18 protein-coding genes and 1 pseudogene are annotated in these 21,375 nt (G+C 66.5%); 6 read left to right on the top strand and 13 right to left on the bottom strand.

The genetic code is table 11. The annotated features are described in order from the left end of the window. Window positions 1–10 precede the first annotated feature (10 nt). On the top strand, window positions 11–3,592 hold the full coding sequence (locus tag ACV22Z_RS11190; RefSeq protein ID WP_448076345.1) for an indolepyruvate ferredoxin oxidoreductase family protein: 3,582 nt from the start codon (window positions 11–13) through the stop codon (window positions 3,590–3,592). Between the two features lie 131 nt (window positions 3,593–3,723). Here ACV22Z_RS11190 and ACV22Z_RS11185 read toward each other — a convergent pair whose 3' ends face one another. The 3 genes from ACV22Z_RS11185 to ACV22Z_RS11175 are packed head-to-tail and all read right to left on the bottom strand — an operon-like array spanning window position 3,724 to window position 4,706. Further along, window positions 3,724–4,035 carry a hypothetical protein gene (locus ACV22Z_RS11185; RefSeq protein ID WP_448076344.1) on the bottom strand — a complete coding sequence of 104 codons (312 nt, stop codon included), beginning with the start codon at window positions 4,033–4,035 and terminating at the stop codon, window positions 3,724–3,726. A 44-nt stretch (window positions 4,036–4,079) separates the two neighbouring features. Beyond that, window positions 4,080–4,346 (bottom strand): DUF2218 domain-containing protein, encoded by a 267-nt coding sequence (locus ACV22Z_RS11180; RefSeq protein WP_448076343.1) that lies wholly within the window; start codon window positions 4,344–4,346, stop codon window positions 4,080–4,082. A gap of 33 nt (window positions 4,347–4,379) precedes the next feature. Beyond that, a complete protein-coding gene (locus ACV22Z_RS11175; RefSeq protein WP_448076342.1) occupies window positions 4,380–4,706 on the bottom strand; it encodes a hypothetical protein in 327 nt (108 codons plus the stop codon). A gap of 345 nt (window positions 4,707–5,051) precedes the next feature. On the opposite strand from ACV22Z_RS11175, the gene ACV22Z_RS11170 reads away from it, so the two are divergent. After that, window positions 5,052–5,318: a hypothetical protein gene (locus ACV22Z_RS11170; protein ID WP_448076341.1), complete on the top strand. Its 267-nt coding sequence runs from the start codon at window positions 5,052–5,054 to the stop codon at window positions 5,316–5,318. 600 nt (window positions 5,319–5,918) lie between these two features. On the opposite strand, the gene ACV22Z_RS11165 is transcribed toward ACV22Z_RS11170, so the two are convergent. Together ACV22Z_RS11165 and ACV22Z_RS11160 are read right to left on the bottom strand one after the other, a co-directional pair. Beyond that, a complete protein-coding gene (locus tag ACV22Z_RS11165) occupies window positions 5,919–7,511 on the bottom strand; it encodes an ABC-F family ATPase (RefSeq protein ID WP_448076340.1) in 1,593 nt (530 codons plus the stop codon). Window positions 7,512–7,705: 194 nt separating this feature from the next. Further along, window positions 7,706–9,973 carry an AsmA family protein gene (locus ACV22Z_RS11160; protein WP_448076339.1) on the bottom strand — a complete coding sequence of 756 codons (2,268 nt, stop codon included), beginning with the start codon at window positions 9,971–9,973 and terminating at the stop codon, window positions 7,706–7,708. 156 nt (window positions 9,974–10,129) lie between these two features. Here ACV22Z_RS11160 and ACV22Z_RS11155 point away from each other — a divergent pair, with 156 nt between their 5' ends. Further along, on the top strand, window positions 10,130–10,828 hold the full coding sequence (locus ACV22Z_RS11155; RefSeq protein ID WP_448076338.1) for an ABC transporter ATP-binding protein: 699 nt from the start codon (window positions 10,130–10,132) through the stop codon (window positions 10,826–10,828). Next, window positions 10,825–11,628, top strand: a complete 804-nt coding sequence (locus ACV22Z_RS11150; protein ID WP_448076337.1) for an ABC transporter permease — start codon at window positions 10,825–10,827, stop codon at window positions 11,626–11,628. Before ACV22Z_RS11155 ends, ACV22Z_RS11150 begins: the two co-directional genes overlap by 4 nt. A gap of 40 nt (window positions 11,629–11,668) precedes the next feature. On the opposite strand, the gene ACV22Z_RS11145 is transcribed toward ACV22Z_RS11150, so the two are convergent. The 3 genes from ACV22Z_RS11145 to ACV22Z_RS11135 form a co-directional block, all read right to left on the bottom strand. Then, entirely contained in the window at window positions 11,669–12,139 is a 471-nt protein-coding gene (locus ACV22Z_RS11145) for a PliI family lysozyme inhibitor of I-type lysozyme (protein ID WP_448076336.1), read from the bottom strand. A 334-nt stretch (window positions 12,140–12,473) separates the two neighbouring features. Then, window positions 12,474–13,025 carry a DUF6013 family protein gene (locus tag ACV22Z_RS11140; protein WP_448076335.1) on the bottom strand — a complete coding sequence of 184 codons (552 nt, stop codon included), beginning with the start codon at window positions 13,023–13,025 and terminating at the stop codon, window positions 12,474–12,476. 173 nt (window positions 13,026–13,198) lie between these two features. Continuing rightward, entirely contained in the window at window positions 13,199–14,215 is a 1,017-nt protein-coding gene (locus ACV22Z_RS11135) for a zinc-binding alcohol dehydrogenase family protein (protein ID WP_448076334.1), read from the bottom strand. Between the two features lie 126 nt (window positions 14,216–14,341). On the opposite strand from ACV22Z_RS11135, the gene ACV22Z_RS11130 reads away from it, so the two are divergent. Next, the gene (locus ACV22Z_RS11130) at window positions 14,342–15,310 is read left to right on the top strand and encodes a LysR family transcriptional regulator (RefSeq protein ID WP_448076396.1); all 969 of its coding nucleotides are present in this window, start codon (window positions 14,342–14,344) and stop codon (window positions 15,308–15,310) included. A 235-nt stretch (window positions 15,311–15,545) separates the two neighbouring features. After that, a complete protein-coding gene (gene serB / locus ACV22Z_RS11125) occupies window positions 15,546–16,391 on the top strand; it encodes a phosphoserine phosphatase SerB (protein WP_448076333.1) in 846 nt (281 codons plus the stop codon). 58 nt (window positions 16,392–16,449) lie between these two features. On the opposite strand, the gene ACV22Z_RS11120 is transcribed toward serB, so the two are convergent. The 5 genes and pseudogenes from ACV22Z_RS11120 to rimO form a co-directional block, all read right to left on the bottom strand. After that, window positions 16,450–17,631: a cystathionine beta-lyase gene (locus ACV22Z_RS11120; RefSeq protein WP_448076332.1), complete on the bottom strand. Its 1,182-nt coding sequence runs from the start codon at window positions 17,629–17,631 to the stop codon at window positions 16,450–16,452. Window positions 17,632–17,757: 126 nt separating this feature from the next. Beyond that, complete coding sequence (locus ACV22Z_RS11115; RefSeq protein ID WP_448076395.1) at window positions 17,758–18,312, bottom strand: hypothetical protein; 555 nt, start codon at window positions 18,310–18,312, stop codon at window positions 17,758–17,760. A gap of 18 nt (window positions 18,313–18,330) precedes the next feature. Further along, a pseudogene (locus ACV22Z_RS11110) lies at window positions 18,331–18,723 on the bottom strand (acetyl-CoA C-acyltransferase); the annotation flags it as partial. After that, window positions 18,724–19,650 carry a sugar kinase gene (locus tag ACV22Z_RS11105; protein WP_448076331.1) on the bottom strand — a complete coding sequence of 309 codons (927 nt, stop codon included), beginning with the start codon at window positions 19,648–19,650 and terminating at the stop codon, window positions 18,724–18,726. Window positions 19,651–19,653: 3 nt separating this feature from the next. Further along, window positions 19,654–21,015 carry a 30S ribosomal protein S12 methylthiotransferase RimO gene (gene rimO, locus ACV22Z_RS11100; RefSeq protein ID WP_448076330.1) on the bottom strand — a complete coding sequence of 454 codons (1,362 nt, stop codon included), beginning with the start codon at window positions 21,013–21,015 and terminating at the stop codon, window positions 19,654–19,656. Window positions 21,016–21,375 lie beyond the last annotated feature (360 nt).

Genomic DNA, 21,375 nt, shown 5'->3' with positions numbered 1-21,375 from the left:
ACAGATCGCCATGAACGCCCCCGCCCCGAGCGTTGCTGCCGCTTCCACGCCGCACGACGCAGCCGTATCCCTCGACGACAAGTACACGCTGGAAAAAGGCCGCGTCTACATCAGCGGCACGCAGGCCCTCGTACGACTACCGATGTTGCAGAAGGCCCGCGATCGCAAGGCCGGGCTCAATACCGCCGGGTTCATCTCCGGCTACCGCGGCTCGCCGCTCGGCGCACTCGATCAGTCGCTATGGAAGGCGAAGAAGCATCTCGAGGCAAATGACGTCGTGTTCCAGCCCGGCGTCAACGAGGACCTGGCCGCGACGGCCGTGTGGGGCACGCAGCAGATCAACCTGTGGCCGGGCGCAACGCGCGACGGCGTGTTCGGCATGTGGTACGGCAAGGGGCCGGGCGTCGACCGGACCGGCGACGTGTTCAAGCACGCGAACTCCGCGGGCAGCGACGCGCGCGGCGGCGTGCTCGTCCTCGCCGGCGACGATCACGCAGCCAAGTCGTCGTCCGTCGCCCACCAGTCCGAGCATGCGTTCATCGCGGCGGGCATGCCCGTCCTGTATCCGGCGAACGTGCAGGAATATCTCGACTACGGTCTGCACGGCTGGGCGATGAGCCGGTACTCGGGCCTGTGGGTCGCGATGAAGTGCGTGACGGACGTCATCGAATCGACTGCGTCGGTCGATCTCGATCCGGACCGGGTCCGCATCGTCACGCCGCCCGACCACGCGCTGCCGGCCGGCGGCCTCAACATCCGGTGGCCCGATTCGCCGCTCGCGCAGGAAGCGCGCCTGCTGGACGAGAAATGGTATGCGGCGCTGGCTTACGTGCGCGCCAACAAGCTGAACCGCGTGGTCATCGACTCGCCGACGCCGCGCTTCGGCATCATCACGGCGGGCAAGGCCTATCTCGACGTGCGGCAGGCGCTCAGTGACCTCGGTCTCGACGACGACGTCTGCGCGCAGATCGGCGTGCGCGTGCTGAAAGTGGGATGCGTATGGCCGCTCGACGCGCAGGATGCGCGCGCGTTCGCCACCGGGCTCGAAGAGATCCTGGTCGTCGAGGAGAAGCGGCAGATTCTCGAATATGCGCTGAAGGAAGAGCTGTACAACTGGCGCGAGGACGTTCGCCCGAAGATCTACGGCAAGTTCGACGAGCGCGACAACGAAGGCGGCGAATGGTCGGTGCCACGCGGCAACTGGCTGCTGCCCGCACATTACGAGCTGTCGCCCGCGCTGATCGCGAAAGCCATCGCCCGGCGCCTGATGCGCGCCGATCTGCCCGCGGACATTCGCGCGCGCATGCTGGCCCGGGTCGCCGTCATCGAAGCGAAGGAACGGGAAGCGGCGAAGCCGCGCGTGTCGGTCGAACGCAAGCCGTGGTTTTGCTCCGGCTGCCCGCACAATACGTCCACCCGCGTGCCGGAAGGCTCGCGCGCGCTGGCGGGCATCGGCTGTCACTACATGTCGATGTGGATGGACCGCAACACCGAGACGTTCAGCCAGATGGGCGGCGAAGGCGTTGCATGGACAGGCCAGATGCATTTCTCCGGCGACCGTCACGTCTTCGTCAACCTGGGCGACGGCACGTATTTCCATTCCGGGCTGCTTGCGATCCGCGCGGCAATCGCCGCACAGGCGACCATCACCTACAAGATTCTCTATAACGACGCCGTCGCGATGACGGGCGGTCAGCCCATCGACGGCGTGCTGACCGTCCCGCAGATCGCCCATCAGGTTCACGCGGAAGGCGCGAAGCGGATCGTCATCGTGACCGACGAACCGCAGAAATACGCTGCCGGCGTCGTGCTGCCGGCGGGGGTCGACGTTCACCATCGCGACGAACTCGATGCGATCCAGCGCATGCTGCGCGACACGCCCGGCACGACCATCCTCATTTACGACCAGACCTGTGCGACCGAGAAGCGCCGGCGCCGCAAGCGCGGCACGTATCCCGACCCGGCGCGGCGGGCGTTCATCAACGACGCCGTGTGCGAGGGTTGCGGCGATTGCTCGGTGCAGTCGAATTGCCTGTCCGTCGAGCCGCTGCAGACGCCGCTTGGCACCAAGCGGAAGATCAATCAGTCGTCCTGCAACAAGGACTTCTCGTGCGTGAACGGCTTCTGTCCGAGCTTCGTGATCGCCGAAGGCGCGCAGCTTCGCAAGCCGCAGGCGGCGCGCGCCGCCGGCTCCGGCCATCCGGATGTCGACGCGTTGCCGACGCCGTCGTTGCCCGATATCGCCAGGCCCTACGGCGTGCTCGTCACGGGCGTCGGCGGGACGGGGGTCGTGACGATCGGCGGCCTGATCGGGATGGCCGCGCATCTCGAGGGCAAGGGTGTCACCGTGCTCGACATGGCGGGCCTTGCACAGAAAGGCGGCGCGGTGCTGAGCCACGTGCAGATCGCCGCCGCGCCGGACGCGCTGCACGCGACGCGCATCGCGACGGGTGAAGCCCGGCTCGTGATCGGCTGCGACGCGATCGTGTCGGCATCCGCCGACGTGCTGTCCCGCACGCAGCACGGCGTGACCGTCGCCGCGATCAACAGCGGCGAGACGCCCACGGCGGATTTCGTCAAGAATCCGAAATGGGTGTTTCCGGGCGCGCAAACGGAAACCGCGTTGCTGGACAGCATCGGCGACGGCTGCTCGTTCATCGATGCCAATGCGCTGGCGCTCGCGCTGCTCGGCGATACGATCTACAGCAACCCGCTCCTGCTCGGCTTCGCGTGGCAAAAAGGCTGGCTGCCGCTCGGGCTGCCGGCGCTGCTGCGCGCCATCGAGCTCAATGGGGTCGCGATCGACAAGAACCGGCTGGCGTTCCACTGGGGCCGCCATGTCGCGCATCACGGTGCCGCGTCGGTTCAAGCGCTCGTCCGGTCTGCTTCCGCATCGCAGCCGATCGCCGCGCCGGCGCCCGAATCGATCGACACGCTGGTCGCCGCGCGGCAAGCGCTCCTGACGGCATACCAGAACGAAGGCTATGCGCAGGCCTATCGCCGCGTGGTCGACAGGATGCGGGCGAAGGAAACGCAACTCGGCGGCGATCCGGCGCTGCCGCTGACGCGGGCGGTTGCCGCGAACCTCGCGAAGCTGATGGCGTACAAGGACGAATACGAAGTCGCCCGCCTCTATGCGGATCCCGCCTATCTCGACAAGCTCCGGCAGCAGTTCGAAGGCGAACCGGGACGGGACTACCAGCTGAGCTTCCATCTCGCGCCGCCGATGTTCGCGAAACGCGACGAACATGGCCATCTGCGGAAAATGCGCTTCGGTCCGTGGATGCTGCCGGCGTTCCGGCTGCTCGCCCGCATGAAGGGACTGCGCGGCACGTCGCTGGACCTGTTCGGCAGGACGGCGGAACGGCGCGGCGAGCGGCAACTGGTCGCCGACTATGTCGCCCTCGTCGACGAGTTCTGCGCGACGCTCGATGCACGACGCCTGCCCGTGGCCGTGCAGTTGGCGGGATTGCCGGACGAAATCCGCGGGTTCGGCCATGTGAAGGAACGCAACGTCGCGGCGGTCGCGAGCAAGCGGACGCGCTTGCTCGACGCATACCGGACGTCGGTGGAACGCGTCGCCACGGTGTGACGCGACGCGAGTCGGCAGGTGGCCGCGCGATGCCGCGTGACCACCCGCCGATGCATATCGGATCGGCCGTTACCTGAGGATCCCGTTTTGACAGAAAGCCCGTCCGGGGACACCCCGGATGGGCTTTTTGTCTATTCGGGTTCGGAGCAGCGGGTGGCGACTTGCGCTTGGCCCTGGCTCGCGACGAACACGACCGCCAGCACCACGCCGATCGACGCGAACGGCATCGCCGGATGCAGTTCATACAGCATCGTGCCGGCCAGCGGCGCGACGACCATGCTGAACCCTTGCGCCATCGACATCGCGCCCGCGCACGCGGCCTGCTCGTGCGGTTCGACGGTCTCGGCCGTCAGATAACCCGGATCGTCGGGGTCGACCTGTTGTGCGACCCAGATCCCGTATTGCGCGGACGTCGCGCGGATCGGCAAGGATTCGTTTTTCATGAGCGGGTTGGCCCCGAAGTTCGTTGAACCGGAAGCGGGCCGCATCACGCGCCCCGCTTCCATGCGACCACCAGCGCCCGGTTGCGCGACATCAGCCCCAGGTGCTCGTCCATCACGTACTGGATCCGCTCGAGCTGCTCCGACGAAGCGGCTTCGCAGCGAAGCTGCAGCACGTCATCGGTGCGCAGCATCCGGCAGATGCCGTACGGAAAATCGACGGTCGCGCGATGTTCGTCGAACACGACGGGCACCTTGATCGCGTAGTGCTTGCACAGCTTGAACAGCACGCGGTCGGCCTGCGGCACCGACACCTGCGCCGTGCTGACGAACGGTTTAGTACTCCATCAATAGCCATCCATGTATGTCACGCGCCCAGGTGTGTGCTTACCGCCCCAGTACTTCAGCAGGGCTACAAATATTTCCTTCATGAATCGGTCATCCGCAGCGGCCTCCGCCCCTACATAGCCGTTTCCTCCCTGGAACGTCTCATAGCGCATTCGCATCGTAGGCTGGCTCTTTTCAAAGCCAACGGGTCCAAGCTCTTCCGGGAGCGCCGACAGATGGACCTGCCCGCTCGTATCAACCCAAAGCACATGGTGGCCCAGCTCGTCATCAGCGGCAGCAAAGACAGCGCGCAGTTCTTCAATGGACGGGGAATTGTTCAGATTCATGGCTGGCTCCGGTAGTCGATGGGCTGGCTAGTATCCCCACTATTTGATGACACGAAAAGCAGCGGTGCGCTGGAAAGACGCGCGCTCGCATCAGGGTATCGCGCGGGTTACCTGATGCGCGTCAGAGGGGCTGCGCGCGACGATGCCCGCGTGTGGAAACGGAGGGGGTACCGGGGGGAATTTCGCGGCAGGACTCTATCAGATACCGTTTCATATACGCGCCACAAACATTTCATACGGTAACGAAACCGGACCTATCGGAAGGTGAGTGTAATATCTGATTACTGCACCGCTTCATTTACTGCGCGCAGGACAACTACTTTCGATACGCTACAGGGGACCACCTTGAAAAAGATCATTCTCGCCGCGCTTCTTGTAAACGCAGGTGCAGCACACGCGCATACCTCCAGCTACGGCTACCGCTCATCCGGCTCGAATCTCTATGGGTCGTCTACCGGAGAGCATTACGTCAATGGCTACACGCGCTCAAACGGTACCTACGTTCAGGGCCACTACCAGACCAACCCGAACGACACAAAGCTAGATAACTGGTCTACCCAAGGAAACCAAAATCCATATACCGGTCAGTGGGGAACGAAGTCCCCGTATTGACAGGCCCTTAATAAGAGCTGCCCACAAGACCTCGGCATGAAGCCATAAGCTTCATATACAGGGGGACGTCAGCAGCTCTTTTCGCCCCTACATCCTGGAAGACTTCAGAGCGCTATGGACATCTTTACGGGTATTCTTATCGCTATTTTTGTTCCATTCTTACTGTTATCGTTTCTTTTTAGAAACAAGCCTGGGTCAACGTTTGGCCCCAAGGTCTGCGCCAGATGCAATGTTGAACTGCGTGGCTGGAATAGCTCTGGTCGGAAACAGGTTTGGTTTCGTACTGATGCCAACGGAAATCGCGTTTACCTCTGCGCCAAGTGCAAGAACAAGTGAGCGTCATTACGTCCTTACATGGCACCGTTAGCCATTGGTCAATAGCTATCTCTCAATCCCGGTCGCCACGATACTCCAGCTATCGAAGCAAGAAGGCCCACACCGACAATCTGCCGATGTGGGCCTTTCGTGTTTCTGGCGGTCCCGCCTTACGCGCTCCGCCTAGGCGCCCCTAGAAGGCGACACCGCCGTTGTCCCAACGGGACAATTCCGTGGGACAATCCGGGACACATGAACGGTGGTCTTGGGACAACCAGGCGACAATTACGCCTGACCCTGGCTCGTGAGGAAGTCCTCGTAATTGCCGCCGAAGTCGGTCAGCGTGCCGTGCGTGGTCACTTCGATGATCCGGTTGGCCAGCCCGCTGACGAACTCGCGGTCATGCGACACGAAGATCAGCGTGCCTTCGAACTTCTCGAGCGCGATCTGCAGCGACTCGATCGATTCCATGTCCATGTGGTTGGTCGGCTCGTCCATCAGCAGCACGTTGTGGCGGCCGAGCATCAGCTTGCCCCAGATCATGCGGCCCTTCTCGCCGCCCGACAGCACCTTCACCGACTTCTTGATGTCGTCCGCCGAGAACAGCAGGCGGCCGAGCGTGCCGCGCACCATCGTCTCGTCGTCGCCATCCTTGCGGTACTGGTCGATCCAGTCCATCAGCGTGATGTCGTTCGGGAACTCCTCGTAGGTGTCCTGCGGCATGTAGCCGACGTTCGCGTTCTCGGCCCACTTCACCGTGCCGTGCTCGAGCGCCAGTTTGCCGAGCAGCGAGCGCAGCAGCGTCGTCTTGCCCGCGCCGTTCTCGCCGATGATCGCGATGCGCTCGCCCGGCTGCACCGACAGGTTGAAGTTCTGGAAGATCGTGCGCTCGTACTTCTTCGTGATCTCATCCGCGACGACCGCGACGTTGTGCAGCTTCTTCTCGTACTCGAAGCGGATGAACGGGTTCTGCCGCGACGACGGCTTGAATTCCTCGATCTTGATCTTGTCGATCTGCTTCGCGCGGCTCGTCGCCTGGCGGGCCTTCGACTTGTTCGCCGAGAAGCGGCGCACGAAGTCCTGCAGTTCGGCCACGCGCTCCTTCGCGCGCGCGTTCGCCGCCGCCTGGCGCTCGCGGGCCTGCGCCGACGCGAGCATGTAGTCGTCGTAGTTGCCCGGCCAGACCTTCAGCGTGCCGTAGTCCATGTCGGCCATGTGCGTGCACACCGAGTTCAGGAAGTGACGATCGTGCGAGATGATGATCATCGTCGAGTTGTACTCGTTGAGCGTGTCTTCGAGCCAACGGATCGAGTTGATGTCGAGGTTGTTGGTCGGCTCGTCGAGCAGCAGCACGTCCGGCTTCGAGAACAGCGCCTGCGCGAGCAGCACCCGCAGCTTCCAGCCCGGCGCGACGTCGCTCATCGGGCCGTTGTGGAACTTCTCCTCGATGCCGATGCCGAGCAGCAGCGCGCCCGCACGCGCTTCGGCGTCGTAGCCGCCGTACTCGGCGAACTTCGCCTCGAGTTCGGCCGCGTGCATGTAGTCGTCATCGGTCGCTTCAGGGTTCGCATAGATCGCGTCGCGTTCGGTCATCGCGGCCCACATTTCGGTGTGGCCCATCATGACGACGTCGAGCACGCGCACGTCCTCGTAAGCGAACTGGTCCTGGCGCAGCTTGCCGAGGCGGACGTTCGGCTCGAGCGCGACGTTGCCGCCGCTCGCCTCGAGGTCGCCGCCGAGGATCTTCATGAACGTCGACTTGCCACAGCCGTTCGCGCCAATCAGACCATAGCGGTTGCCCTCGCCGAATTTGACCGAGATGTTCTCGAACAGGGGCTTCGGCCCGAATTGCATCGTGATGTTGGCAGTAGAAAGCACGGCAGATCCCGTTAGGAGATAGATCGACGGAAAACCGGGTATTTTAGCAGGAGTCGGTGAAACGCTGGGCTGCGCCGCATCGGCACGCCCAGGAAACGGGGGCGAATCGCAATTTCGTCGACGTGGCGCGGGCCGCTCGCGTACGGCCACACGGCCCGCGCGACCGGCCCGCACGGCCGGCTCATGCGACCCGATTACTTGCCGGCCTTCACCGGGATCTTCGCCGGCGCGTTGAGCTGCGCGAACAGTTCGGAGCACGGCACGTCCTTGTTATTGCTCGGCGCGATCAGCGGGATCAGCGCGGCGAACGGGTTGAGCAGCCCGAGGCCGACCATCGCGCCGGCGCGCAGCGCGAGCGCGCCCGCGTCCACCCCGACGTCCGGATTCTTGAACGTACCCTTCACATACAGCGGCGAGCGCAGCGAGAAGATCCGGAAGCCCTTCGTGTGCGGGTGGACCTTCAGGTTCATCGACTCGTCGCGCAGGCTGATCGGGCCATCGACATTGATCAGCGCATCGTCGGTATCGAATGCGAACACCTTCGTGTCGAGCACGCCGTTGGTCGCCTGGAAATCGACGGCCGCGCAGTTGATCTTCACGTCGCGGCCGCTGAACAACTTCTCGTAGACGACGTTCGCGACGTTCAGGCCGGCCGCTTCCATCAGCAGCCGGCTGATCGCGCCGTTCGTCACGATCGCCTTGACTTCGCCGTTCGATGTCGCGGCGAGCGCGGCCGGCGAATTGCCGGTCGCCGACAGCGACGCGTCGCCGTTGATCTCGCCGAGCGCGGACTGCATCACCTTCTGCGCCGGGAACAGCTGCTTGAGCTTCAGGTGCCGCGCGGCAACGGTGAAGCGTCCCTTGAGCGGCGCGCTGCTGCCGTCGAGATGCGCGGTGGTCGCGAGCGAGCCGCCCGCGACGCCGAACTTCAGCGGCTCGAGCGACAGCACGCCGTCCTGCATCACGATGTGCGTATAGAGATCGGTGATCGGCAGGTCCGCGCTCTTGATCAGCTTGCGGCCGGTGAACTTCACGTCGGCGTCGAGCGCGCGCCAGCGGTCGGTGCGGAACGTCTCGACCGGCAGCACGCGGCCCGGCGGCTGGCGCGTCGTGTCGCCGCGCTGCGCCTTGCTCGCGGCCGTGTCCGCGCCGATCACCGGTGCGAGATCGGAAAAGCGCAGCAGGTTCGACACGAGCTCGCCCGACAGCAGCGGGCGCGGCTCGCGCTGCGCGTACGCGAGCGTGCCGCTCAGGTCGCTGCCGCCGACCCGGCCGTTGAAGTTTTCATAACGGAACGTGCTCGCGTGCGGCTTGAAGTTGCCGATCAGACGCCCTTCGGTCGCATACGGCGGCGTATCGGGCAGCGTGATGCCGGTCAGCGCGTACAGATGCGACATCGTCGTGCCCTGCAGCCACAGCCGCAGGTCGACCGCGGCGAGCTCGCGCGGATCGGTCAGCGTGCCGACGATCGCGAGCCGCGTGTCGCCCGCCTTCACGTCGGCCTGCAGCGGGAACGGCCGAGACGCATCCTCGAGCGCGAGCACGCCGCCAAGCTTGCCGGTGCCGTCGATCGGCACGTTCTTGTAGCGGCCGGCGATCTTGAGGCCGAACGCGTAGGCCGGGCCGGCCGCTTTTGCGGTTGCCGAAGCGGCGGCGCTTGCACCGGATGCGTTTGCCGTTGCAGAAGCCGCCGCTGTAGCAGACGATGCCGACGACGCCGGCGATGCAGGCGTGGCCGCCGCGCTCGCGGCCTGCGCGGCGGATGCGCTCGATGCGGCCTCGGCATTCGCCTTCGCGCTCAACTGCGCGGCGCCGTGCTTGCCGACACGCTGCACAGACGCCGCGCGCGATGTTTCTTCCTGCTGCTTCAGCACGTCGCCGAGCGGAATCGGCTGGCCGAGCGTATCGATCGCGATCGTGAGGTCGGCCTTCGTGATCGCGTCGCGATACGTGACGGTGCCGTTCCCGAATCCGAAGCTGTTGAGCCGCACTTTCCACGGCGACGGCTGGTTCGACTGCTTGAACTGGAACGTCCACGTATTGCGGCCGTCGGCAAGGCGTTCGAGGTCCACCGCGGGATTGACGACGTCGATCGACGGGATGACGATTTCATGTGCGAGCAGCGGCAGCACCGCGAGATCGAAGTGCGCGGCGTCGAGCGTGACGAACCGGGGGTTTTTCGCCCAGTCGGGGTTGCCGATTTCGATCTGCGTCGCGGAGAGGCTCGGCCAGGGGACCCACGCGCGCCAGCCGGTTTCGCCGTCCGGGCGCTGCCAGTCGACCTTGAGGTCGCCGTTGATCGCGAACGGGCGGCCGAGTGCCGCACTCACCTGTTCGTTGACCCACGGTTTCACGCGGTTCCAGTCGAACGTGAAGAGAAACGCGCCGGCCGCCGCGATCACGACCGCGACGATGCCGACGATCCATGCAGCCGATTTGCCGATGGCTCCGGTAAGCGTCATGGCGGTTCCGTTGTTGTTCTGAATGCGATAGCCGCACGATACCGGGCCGCTTGCGTGGACGAACGGCGCACGACACCCGCGCGAGCTTTTCAATCGGTATTATGACGCACGCTACCCATCGCCCCGGCGCCATTAACGCTTTTTTTCATTTGTGACATGACAGCCACCGGCCTCATCGACGCGCAGGGCATGACCCGGCGCGACGCCAGCAGCGGCAAGATCCTGCTCGCGCCGACCGATTTCAGTCTGCCCGCGGGCGCACGCATTGCGATCACGGGACCGTCGGGGTCGGGAAAGAGCGTGCTGCTGCGCGCGCTCGCGCTGCTCGATCCGCTCGACGGCGGCCGCGTGCTGTGGCGCGGCAAGCCGATCCGGCGCAGCGCGATCCCGCGCTACCGGCGCAGCGTCGCGTATGTGCGCCAGCGTCCGGCGCAGACGGACGGCACGGTCGAGTCTCAGCTGCGCTATCCGTACACGCTCGCGGTCTATCGCAACCTGACGTTCGATCGCGCGCGCGCCGAGCAATTGGCCGCGCGCGCGGGCCGCGGCGCCGACTTCCTCGACAAGCGCGCGAGCGAGCTGTCGGGCGGCGAGGCACAGATCGCCGCGCTGCTGCGCGTACTGCAGCTCGATCCCGACGTGCTGCTGCTCGACGAGCCGACGTCTGCGCTCGACCCCGAATCGACGCGCGCGATCGAAGCGCTCGTCGGCGCGTGGTTCGACGCATCGCCCGACGCGCGCGCGTACATGTGGATCTCGCACGATCCCGCGCAGGCCGCGCGCATCAGCACGTCACGGATGACGATGCGCGCCGGCGTGCTGAGCGCCGCGCAGGCCACGGAGGTCACACGATGAATTCGGTACTGCAGGACCTGAGTCTCGTCGACGTCGGCATTGCGGCAGCGCTCGTCGCGGTCAACGGCGCGATCTCGGCCGCGCTGTCGCTCGGGCTCGGCCGCAAGCTCGCGCTCGCCGCCGTGCGCACCGTCGTGCAGCTGCTCGCGATCGGCTACGTGCTCGGCTGGGTGTTCGGCCATGCGCACTGGTACGTCGTGCTGCCGCTCACCGCGCTGATGACGTTGATCGCCGGTTTCGCGGGAGCCGGGCGCGGCAAGCGCACCTATCGCGGGCAGCGCATCGACAGCATCGCGTCGATCTGGTTCAGCAGCTGGTTCGTCGCGGCGATCGGCCTGTTCGTCGTGATCCGCATCCATCCGTGGTATGCGCCGCAGTACGCGATCCCGATCCTCGGGATGATTCTCGGCAACACGCTGACCGGCGTCGCGCTCGGCGTCGAGCGGATGACCGAGGAGCTCACCGCGCGGCGCGACCGCGTCGAGACTGCGCTCGCGCTCGGCGCGACGCGCTGGGAAGCCGCGCAGGATGCCGCACGCCAGGCCGTGCGCGCGGGCATGCTGCCGACGCTGAACCAGATGGCCGTGGTCGGCGTCGTCAGCCTTCCGGGCATGATGACGGGCCAGGTGCTGGCCGGCCAGTCGCCGCTGCAGGCCGTGCGCTATCAGATCGTGATCATGTTCCTGATCGCCGCGGCCTCCGCGCTCGGCACCGTCGGCGCGGTACTGCTGACCTATCGCCGGCTGTTCTCCGCCGATCACCGCTTTCTGGCCGCGCGGCTCGAAGAGCGCGCGCATTGACGGGCGGCAGGTGCCGCGCGCAGCGCTTCGCGTCGCGGGGCTAGCGCACGCGGTGCTTGCCGATCGCCTGCCGCAACGCTGCCGCAACGTCCGCGCCGGGCGCGAGACCGTCGACCGACGCGATCAGACGTACCGTGCGCGGCGTCGTCACGTACGCCTGCGCGCCGAGATAGCCGCCACTGCCCGCCGAACGCGTCGTGACGACGACCGCCTGGGGTGCACGCGCGCCGAGGTCGGCCGTGAATGCGTCGGCAACGATGCCGTCGCGCGCATGCAACGCCCCCGTCACATAGTCGTCCGTGTCGAAGCCAGGCGCCGTGTGCGCGGTCGAATAGATGCGCACCGCGTAGCTGCCGGTCGAGCACGGTTCGAGCGAGCCGCTCGATACGACGACCGTCTGCTGGCGCGACGGCAGTTCGATTTTCTTCACGAAGCTGCAATCGTCGGCGGCTTGCGCGGACGAAGCAAAAAGCACTGCGGCGGCAAGCAGCACGCTTATCCGGCCTTTCATGGGAATTCCGTTCGGGAGAGTGGCTGACGCCCGGCAGGATAGCGTGGCGGACGATTGGCGTCACGCAGACGCCGCGCCATGCGCAGTCCAGAACGTCGACGACATCGGCCGCGTGCGCTGTCACCGCGACGGACGTGCGAGTGACGGAAGCCGACCGCGATCCGGCCTCGCACTCATCGTGAACGCGTAACGATACAGAGCGCGATCACGCGGCGTGCGCGATCTCGGCGCGCACGCTCCAGCCTCCGCGTCAACTGCGCCACCGCCCCTCGTCGAGGGCCACGCACCGATCCGTTGCGCGCGCACCGGATCGGTCGTGCGTCGCGCGTGTCGCTCAGCGCTTGATCGACACCGACACCTTCGTGCCGTCGCTCATCGTGACGGTCTTCGATCCGCCGTTGGACGAGATCGTCAGCCACTTGACCTGGCTCACCGACACGACATTCGGACACTGCAGCGACTTGCCGCCGGCCGTCACGCTGCGCGTGCCTTTCGGCGCGGCCGCCTGGAAGCTCATCTGCACGTTCGCCATGCCCTTCGCGTCGATCGACGGCGCGAGCCGCACCTGCGTCTGCCGGACCATCGCACCGTTCGCATCGCGCGGCAGGTTGTCGGCATTCGGGCACCCGTCCGGTATCGCGACCGCGCCTTCGGGCGGCACCGACTTCCAGTTGAAGTCGTCCGTCTCGCCCGAGCGGATCTTGCGCGTCTCCTGCGTATTGCCGAACGTTTTCGAGTCGACCTTGACCGTGTACTCGAGCTGCCCGGTGCCGCCGCCCTTCAGGCTGCCCTTGACCGGCGGCGCCGCGAGCACGCCGGCGCTGACGCACGCCGCCGCAAGCGCGACCGACCACGACACGGCAACTGACAAGCTGCGTTGGCTCATGCTGACCTCCTTGTAATGCGGCGGCGCTGGCGCGCGCCGCGCGGTTTTCGATGCATGACGCGTTGCCAGTCTACCGCCAAGCGGCGCGCGATGTGTCCGGAACGCATCGGGTGTTACCCCGCTTGCGTTCGCGGCGCGGCGCATCTCCGGCACGCCGCGCGCGCGGAACGCGCTCAGAAGCCGGCCAGCACCAGCTTGCCGATCGCCCGCCCCGCCTCGAGCAGCCGATGCGCGTGCCGCACGTTCTCCGCGTTGATCGCGCCCAGGTGCTCGCCGAGCGTCGTGCGCAGCACGCCGCCGTCGACGAGCCGCGCGATTTCGGTCAGGATCTTGTGCTGCTCGATCATGTCCGGCGTGTCGAACATGGCGCGCGTAAACATGAATTCCCAATGAAACGCCGCGCTTTTCGCCTTCAGCAGCTCGACCGGCACCGGACGCAGGTTCTCGACGATCGTGCAGATGCCGCCCTGCGGCCGGATAACATCGGCCGCCGCCGGGAAATGGCGATCCGTGTCGTTGAAGAGCAGCACATAGTCGACCTGCGCATGCCCCGCGTCGCGAAGCTGCGCAGGCAGGTCGCCGAAGTGGTCGACGACCTGGTCCGCGCCGAGCGTGCGCACCCACCGGGCGGACTCGGGCCGCGACGCGGTCGCGATCACGTGCAGCTTGCCGAGCGTCTTCGCGAGCTGGATCGCGATCGAGCCGACGCCGCCCGCGCCGCCGACGATCAGCACCGACTTGCCCGCATCCGCACCCTGCGGCGACACGCGCAGACGGTCGAACAACGCCTCCCAGGCGGTCAGCGCGGTCAGCGGCAGCGCGGCGGCAGCTGCGAAATCGAGCGTGCGCGGCTTCAGCGCGACGATCCGCTCGTCGACCGCGTGGTACTCGCTGTTTGCGCCGGGCCGCGTGATGCTGCCCGCGTAGAACACCTCGTCGCCGGGGCGGAACAGCGTCACGTCCGGGCCGACCGCAACGACGATACCGGCGGCGTCCCAGCCGAGCACCCGCGGTGCCGCTTCGACTTGCGGCTTCGGCGCGCGCACCTTGGTATCGACGGGATTCACGGATATGGCCTCGATCTTGACGAGCAAATCGCGCGGGCCCGGCACGGGCTGCGGCAGTTCCACGTCGACAAGTGCCTGGGGGTCGTCGATCGGCAGGTAACGGGTCAGTCCAACGGCTTTCATCATGCGGCTCCTTGCAGAGGGTTCGAGGCGGCCGCGATCGCGGCCCCGTGACACCGCATCGTAGGCCGCGCGATCTTTCGAGAAAACAGCTATATTTCCTGAAACATTCTCTTGAAACTCCGAATAATGTCGCCCGAAGCGCCGACTCCTGCCGTGACTCCCGCCGCGATCCCCGCCGCCGACAAGCCGCTCGACCTGCTCGACGTCGGCCTGTTCGTGCGCGCGGCGCTGCTCGCGAACGTGACGGCAGCAGGCCGCGAATTCGGCGTGTCCGCGGCTGTGGCGAGCGCGCGCATCGCGCAGCTCGAGCGCCAGCTCGGCGCCCGCCTGCTGCACCGCACCACGCGCCGCATCAGCCTCACGCAGGACGGCGAGATCTTCATCGCGCGCGCAGAAGCGCTGCTGACGGCCGCCGACGCCGCACGCGCCTCGGTCGGCCATGGACGCACCGAGCCGTACGGGCGGCTGAAGGTGTCGATGTCATCGTCGTTCGGCCGCCAGCACGTCGCGCCGGTGATCCCGGCGTTCCTGCGCCGTTATCCGTCCGTATCGCTCGACCTGCGGCTGTCCGACGAAATCGTCGACCTCGTCGACGAAGGCTTCGACGTCGCGATCCGCCTCGGCGCGCTGAAGGATTCGACGCTCGTCGCGCGCAAGCTCGCCGCGAACCGCCGCGTGGTCTGCTGCTCGCCCGCCTATCTCGCCGAGCACGGCGCCCCGCGCCATCCGGCCGACCTCGCGCAGCACGAATGCGTGATCCTCGGCGACCAGCGCGACTGGTCGTTCGTCACGCCGCAGGGGCCGCTCACGGTACGCGTCGGCGGCCGGCTAGTCGCGAGCAACGGCGAGGCGATCCGCGAGGCGCTCGTCGACGGTTTCGGGATCGCGATCAAGTCGACCTGGGACGTCGCCCCCCATCTGGCGAGCGGCGCGCTCGTCAGCGTGCTCGACGACTATCCGCTCGCTGACGAGGTTGCGATCTGGGGCGTCTATCCGAGCCGCGCGCATGTGCCGCTGAAGACGCTCGCGTTCATCGCGTTTCTCGCCGAGCATTTCGGCGATCCGCCGTATTGGGATCGGGCCGGCGGGAGATAGCACGTTCGGCCTGCTGCCGGCGATCTGCGGTTTCGGTCCGCGACAGGAGCGTCTGCGGCAGCCGTCGGGATGCCATCGGGGTGCCGTCGGGATGCCGTCGGGATGCCATCGGAGTGCCGTCGGATAGCGATCGATCGTCTGGCACCAGTGCCGTACCGACCGGCTACAATGACGCGTTTACGGCGGCCGCGGCCCGGCTGCCCACGCATTTCATACGCATCGCAACCAACCCGCCATGACCCAGAATCTCGTCATCCAGAGCCTCGCGCCGCTGTCGGACGCGCATCACAAACCGCTGCTCGCGCTCGCACGCGGCGCCCGCGTCGTGCAGGTCGACGAATACGCGCTGCGCATCGAGGACGTCAATCCGGCGCAGCGGCCCGACATCGACGTGTACTGCGGCACGCACGCGCTCGACTTCGCATTCGTCGACGCAGGCCGCACGCTTGCCGACTTCGGGCTCGTCGTGATGGACATGGATTCAACGCTGATCACGATCGAGTGCATCGACGAGATCGCGGATTTCTGCGGCCTGAAGGCGGAGGTCGCGGCAATCACCGAGGCATCGATGCGCGGCGAGATCCGCGATTTCAACGAAAGCCTGACGCGCCGCGTCGCGCTGCTCGCCGGGCTCGACGCGCAGGCGCTCGAGCGCGTGTACGAGGAGCGGCTGCGGCTGTCGCCCGGCGCGGAATCGATGCTTGCCGGCGTAAAGGCCGCGGGGCTCAAGACGCTGCTCGTGTCGGGCGGCTTCACGTTCTTCACCGAGCGCCTGAAGGCACGGCTAGGCCTCGATTTCACGCACGCGAACACGCTCGAAATCGTCGACGGCAAGCTGACCGGCAAGGTGATCGGCGAAATCGTCAATGCCGACGTGAAGGCCCGCACGCTGCGCGACACGTGCGCAGCGCTCGGCATCGCGCCGAGCCGGGCGATCGCGATGGGCGACGGCTCGAACGACCTGAAGATGATGGCCGAGGCCGGCCTGTCGGTCGCGTTCCACGCAAAGCCGGTCGTGCGCGAAGCCGCGACGGTCGCGTTCGATCACGTCGGACTAGACGGCCTGCTGCGCCTGTTCTGAAACAAAAACGCCGGCACGACGCGACGTCGTGCCGGCGTATCGCGTATTTGCGCGACGTTCAGCCGAGCGTCGTGCGCATCGCGCGCTCGATGTCCGCGCGCAGGTCCGCTTCATCCTCCAGACCGACGTAGAACCGCACCAGCGTGCCGCGATGCGGCCAATCCTGGCGCATCGACGCGACGTCGTACGGCATCGCGAGGCTGCACGCGCCGCCCCAGCTCCAGCCGATCGCGAACAGTTCCAGCGCTTCGACGAAGCGATCGACCTGTTCCGCACTGTAGCGTTCGTCGAAGATCACCGAGAACAGCCCGCCCGCCGCCGTGAAATCGCGGACGAACGATGCATGGCCCGGGCAATCCGGCAGTTGCGGGTGCAGCACCGCGACGATTTCCGGCCGCGACTTCAGCCAGTGCGCGAGCGCGAGCGCGCTCTTGCTGTGCACATCGAAACGCGCCTGCATGCTCGGCAGGCTGCGCAGCACGAGCGAGCAGTCGTCGACCGACACGCCGATCCCGCAGCGCATCCGCGCGAGCTTCAGGTGCGCGTGCAGCGCCGCGTCGGCGGTGATCGTCGCGCCCATCAGCAGGTCGCTGCCGCCCGACTGGTACTTGGTGAGCGCCTGCACCGAGATGTCGACGCCGTGCTCGAACGGCTTGAACGCGAGCCCTGCCGAATACGTATTGTCGATCGCAGTGACGACGCCGCGCGCTTTCGCGACGGCCGTGATCGCCTGGACGTCCGGCACTTCCATCGTCACCGAGCCGGGCGCCTCGAGCCAGATCAGCCGCGTGTTCGGCTGGATCAGATCCGCGATGCCGGCGCCGGCGAGCGGGTCGTAGAAGCGCACGGTAATGCCGAAATCCTTCGCGAGCCACAGGCCGAAATCCGCGTTCGGGCCGTACGCGTTGTTCGGGATCAGCACGTTGTCGCCCGCCTTCACGAAGCCGAAATAGACGTTCATGATCGCCGCGAGGCCCGACGGCTGCAGCAGCGCATGCGTGCCGCCCTCGATCTCGGCGAGCCGCTGCGCGAGTGCGAGCGACGTCGGCGTCGCGTGCAGGCCGTAGCGCCACTGGCCGTCCTGGCGCCAGTCGAGATTGCGCATCGTTGCGAGATCGGGGAACACCACCGTCGATGCGCGTTCGACCGGCGCGACGAACGAGCGGAAGCCTTCCGGAATGACGTCGTCAGGTTGAACGATACGGGTTTGCAGCGCGCGTTTGGAATGAGATGCAGTCATGGCGATGAGGCCGCGCAGGCGGCCGATCGGTTGCGAAATAGACCGACAGCATAGCCAAAGCCGGCGCGTTTGGCCCGGTACAATGCGCGCCGGGCTTACCAAGCCAGCACCGAGCCGGCGCCGGATTCAGTCGCCGCTGCGCAGATTGACGATGCCGCCGACCGTCTCGATCTCCTGCACGCGGCCGTTGCGCACCTGGAGCGCCGCGCGTGTGCCGTGGGCCGGGCGCAGCACGACCGGCTGCGGATCCGACTCGTCCGAGTTCATCCGGTCGGCCTTGAGGCCGCCCGACGCGTCGAAGCGGCCGATCCACACGCCGGTGATGTTGGTGCCGTCGTTGGATTCCTCGATCTCGAGCGTGTCGCCGTCGCGGTCGCCCGCAAGCAGGACCACCTCGCCGGTGTCCGTGAACTGATATTCGCCGTGCACGCCCTCTTCGTTCTCCTTCGGACCGAGGCGCACGACGATCGGCCGGTCGCCGAGCGTGCCCTCGTAGCGCGGCAGGCGGGCGAATTCGGGATTCGGCCGCAGCGGCCGCGCGGGCGCACTGTCGTCCGGCTGAACGTTCTGCTGCGCGTCCGGCGCGACAGCCTGCGCCGCGCTTGCGCCATGTGACGCGAAGCCTGCGGCCAGCGCACATGCGACGACAAGTGCCCGTTGCCATCCCGAATATCGACCCACCAACATGGACTCCCTGTTTCAGATTCGCTCGAAAATCGCGGCGATGCCCTGCCCGCCGCCGATGCACATCGTCACGAGCGCATAGCGGCCGCCGATGCGCTGCAACTCATGGAGCGCGTTGACCGTGATCAACGCGTCCGTCGCGCCGATCGGGTGACCGAGCAAGATGCCCGACCCGTTCGGGTTGACCTTCGCCGGGTCGAGACCCAGCGCCTTCGTCACCGCGCACGCCTGCGCGGCGAATGCGTCATTGGCCTCGATCACGTCGAGATCGGCGACCGTCAGCCTTGCGCGCTCGAGCACCTTCCGCGTGGCCGGCACCGTGCCGATCCCCATGTAGGCCGGATCGACGCCCGCGTGCGCATACGCGACGAGGCGCGCGAGCGCCTTCGCGCCGCGCTGCTCCGCCAGTCAGACCTGCATCAATCGCTCCACCGCATCGCGGCGCGGGATCGGCGCGACCGCGCCGTAGCCCGTCGTCGACAGCGCCGCCGCCGCGTTCGCGTAGCGCGCTGCGGCAAACGGATCGTCGCCGGCGACGATCCGCGCGACGAACGCGCCGCCAAAGCAGTCGCCCGCGCCCGTCGCATCGACCGCTTCAACCGCAAAACCCGGCACGACGCGCCGCTCGTGTGGCGTCGCGACGTAAGCGCCTTCCTTGCCGAGCTTCAGCGCGACCACCTGCGGCCCGAGTTCGAGCATCGCGTCGACGATCGCATCACGATCATCCGCGCCCGTGAGCGCCGTGACATCGTCCCAACTGGGCAGGCAGATGTCCGTCTGGCGTAACGCTTCGCGCATCACTGCGCGAGCGCGCGGCAGCGGCCACAGTTTCAGGCGCAGGTTCGTGTCGAAGCTGACCTTCGCGCCATGCTTGCGCGCATGCTCCATTGCCGCGAACGCGGCGTCGCACGCGGCCGTGCCGATCGCGAGGCTGATGCCCGACAGGTGCACGGCCTTCGCGGCAGCCAGCGCGTCGAGCGGCAGGTCGGCCGGCGCATAGCGGCTCGCTGCCGACCCGGCGCGCAGGTAGTCGAACTGGTGGCCGTCCGGACCGTGCGTGACGAAGTACACGCCGGTCGGCGCCGACCGGTCGACGCGCACGTACGTGGTGTCGACCCCTTCGCAGCGCCACAGGTCGTTCAGCAGCCGGCCGAACGGATCGTCCCCGACCGCCGACACGAAACCGGCCGACGCGCCCTGGCGCGCGGCAGCGATGCAGAAGTTCGACGTGTCGCCGCCGAAGCCCTGCAGGAATTCGGGCTGCCCCGGCTTCGACTGGTTGAATTCGATCATCGCCTCGCCAAGCGCGAGGATCTCGGGAAACGGCGCGGCCATTCCTTACACCTCGCCCCACAGATCGTGGCCGTCGGCGCCCGTGATCTTCACGGACACGAAGTCACCGACCTTGTAGCGCTTCGATGCCTTCTGCGCCGGCTCGACATAGACGACGCCGTCGATTTCCGGCGCATCCGCGGCCGTACGGCCGATGCCGCCCTCTTCGCCGACCTCGTCGATCAGCACCTTGAGCGTCTTGCCGACCTTGCGCTGGATGCGCTTCGCCGACACTTCCTCGGCGACTTCCATGAAGCGCGCGCGGCGTTCCTCGCGCACTTCGTCGGGCAGCGCGCCGTCGAGTTCGTTCGCGCTCGCGCCTTCGACCGGCGAATACGCGAAGCAGCCGACGCGATCGAGTTCCGCCTCGCGGATGAAGTCGAGCAGCGTCTCGAACTGTTCCTCGGTCTCGCCGGGGAAGCCCGCGATGAACGTGCTGCGGATCGTCAGGTCCGGGCAGATCTCGCGCCACTTCTGCACACGCTCGAGCACCTTCTCCGCGTTCGCGGGGCGCTTCATGCGCTTGAGCACTTCCGGATGCGCGTGCTGGAACGGCACGTCGAGATACGGCAGCACGTGGCCCTTGAACGGGCCTTCGGCCATCAGCGGAATCACTTCGTCGACGCTCGGATACGGATACACGTAGTGCAGGCGCACCCATGCGCCGTACTGTGCGGCGAGTTCGCCGAGCGCGGCCACCAGGTCGGTCATGCGCGTCTTGATCGGCTTGCCGTTCCAGAAGCCCGTGCGGTACTTGACGTCGACGCCGTAGGCGCTCGTGTCCTGCGAAATCACGAGCAGTTCCTTGACGCCGGACTTGAACAGGTTTTCGGCTTCGAGCATGACCTCGGCGACCGGGCGCGACACGAGATCACCGCGCATCGACGGGATGATGCAGAACGTGCAGCGGTGGTTGCAGCCTTCGGAGATCTTCAGGTACGCGTAGTGGCGCGGCGTGAGCTTGATGCCGGCCGCGGGCACGAGATCGACGAACGGATCGTGCGGCTTCGGCAGGTGCGAATGGACGGCCTGCATCACCTCGCCGACCGCGTGCGGGCCGGTGACGGCGAGCACCTTCGGGTGCACTTCCTCGATCAGGCCGGAGCCGCTTGCGCTCTTCTTCGCGCCAAGACAGCCGGTGACGATCACCTTACCGTTTTCGGTCAGCGCCTCGCCGATCGCGTCGAGGCTCTCCTGCACGGCTTCGTCGATGAAGCCGCAGGTGTTGACGACGACGAGGTCGGCGCCGTCGTAGGTGCCGGAGATTTCATAGCCTTCGGCGCGGAGCTGGGTGATGATCTGTTCGGAGTCGACGAGGGCTTTAGGGCAGCCGAGCGAAACGAAGCCTACTTTGGGGGACTGGGACATCTGGAATGTGGGGCGTGGCGGCAAAAGTGAGAGTTTACAGCCATTTAGGGTTCGGCGAGGCAAAACAAGTGGGCGGCGGCGGTATCGACCGCCGGCTCGAATACGCCGCCGGATGTGGCGATCGAGTACGAAATGGCGTTTGATGCGTCCCTTTCATTCAGAGACGAGAGATCGTCGGCCTGTCACCCGCGCCATGACAGGCAAGGCGGCCTCGACGTGCTTCTGCGCGCCGTCAAATACGGCCGGGTGCCGGCGTGCTTCGTTTCGATGCCAACCCTCCGTGGAAGGATTTTCTAGCCTGATGTATCGTGGCGCGAAGTGCGCTGCGTCCGCCTCCGAAATACGAAAGCCGTCCGACAC

Source organism: Burkholderia sp. PU8-34 (assembly GCF_053427725.1).
This window is presented reverse-complemented; position numbering and strand designations above follow the sequence as displayed.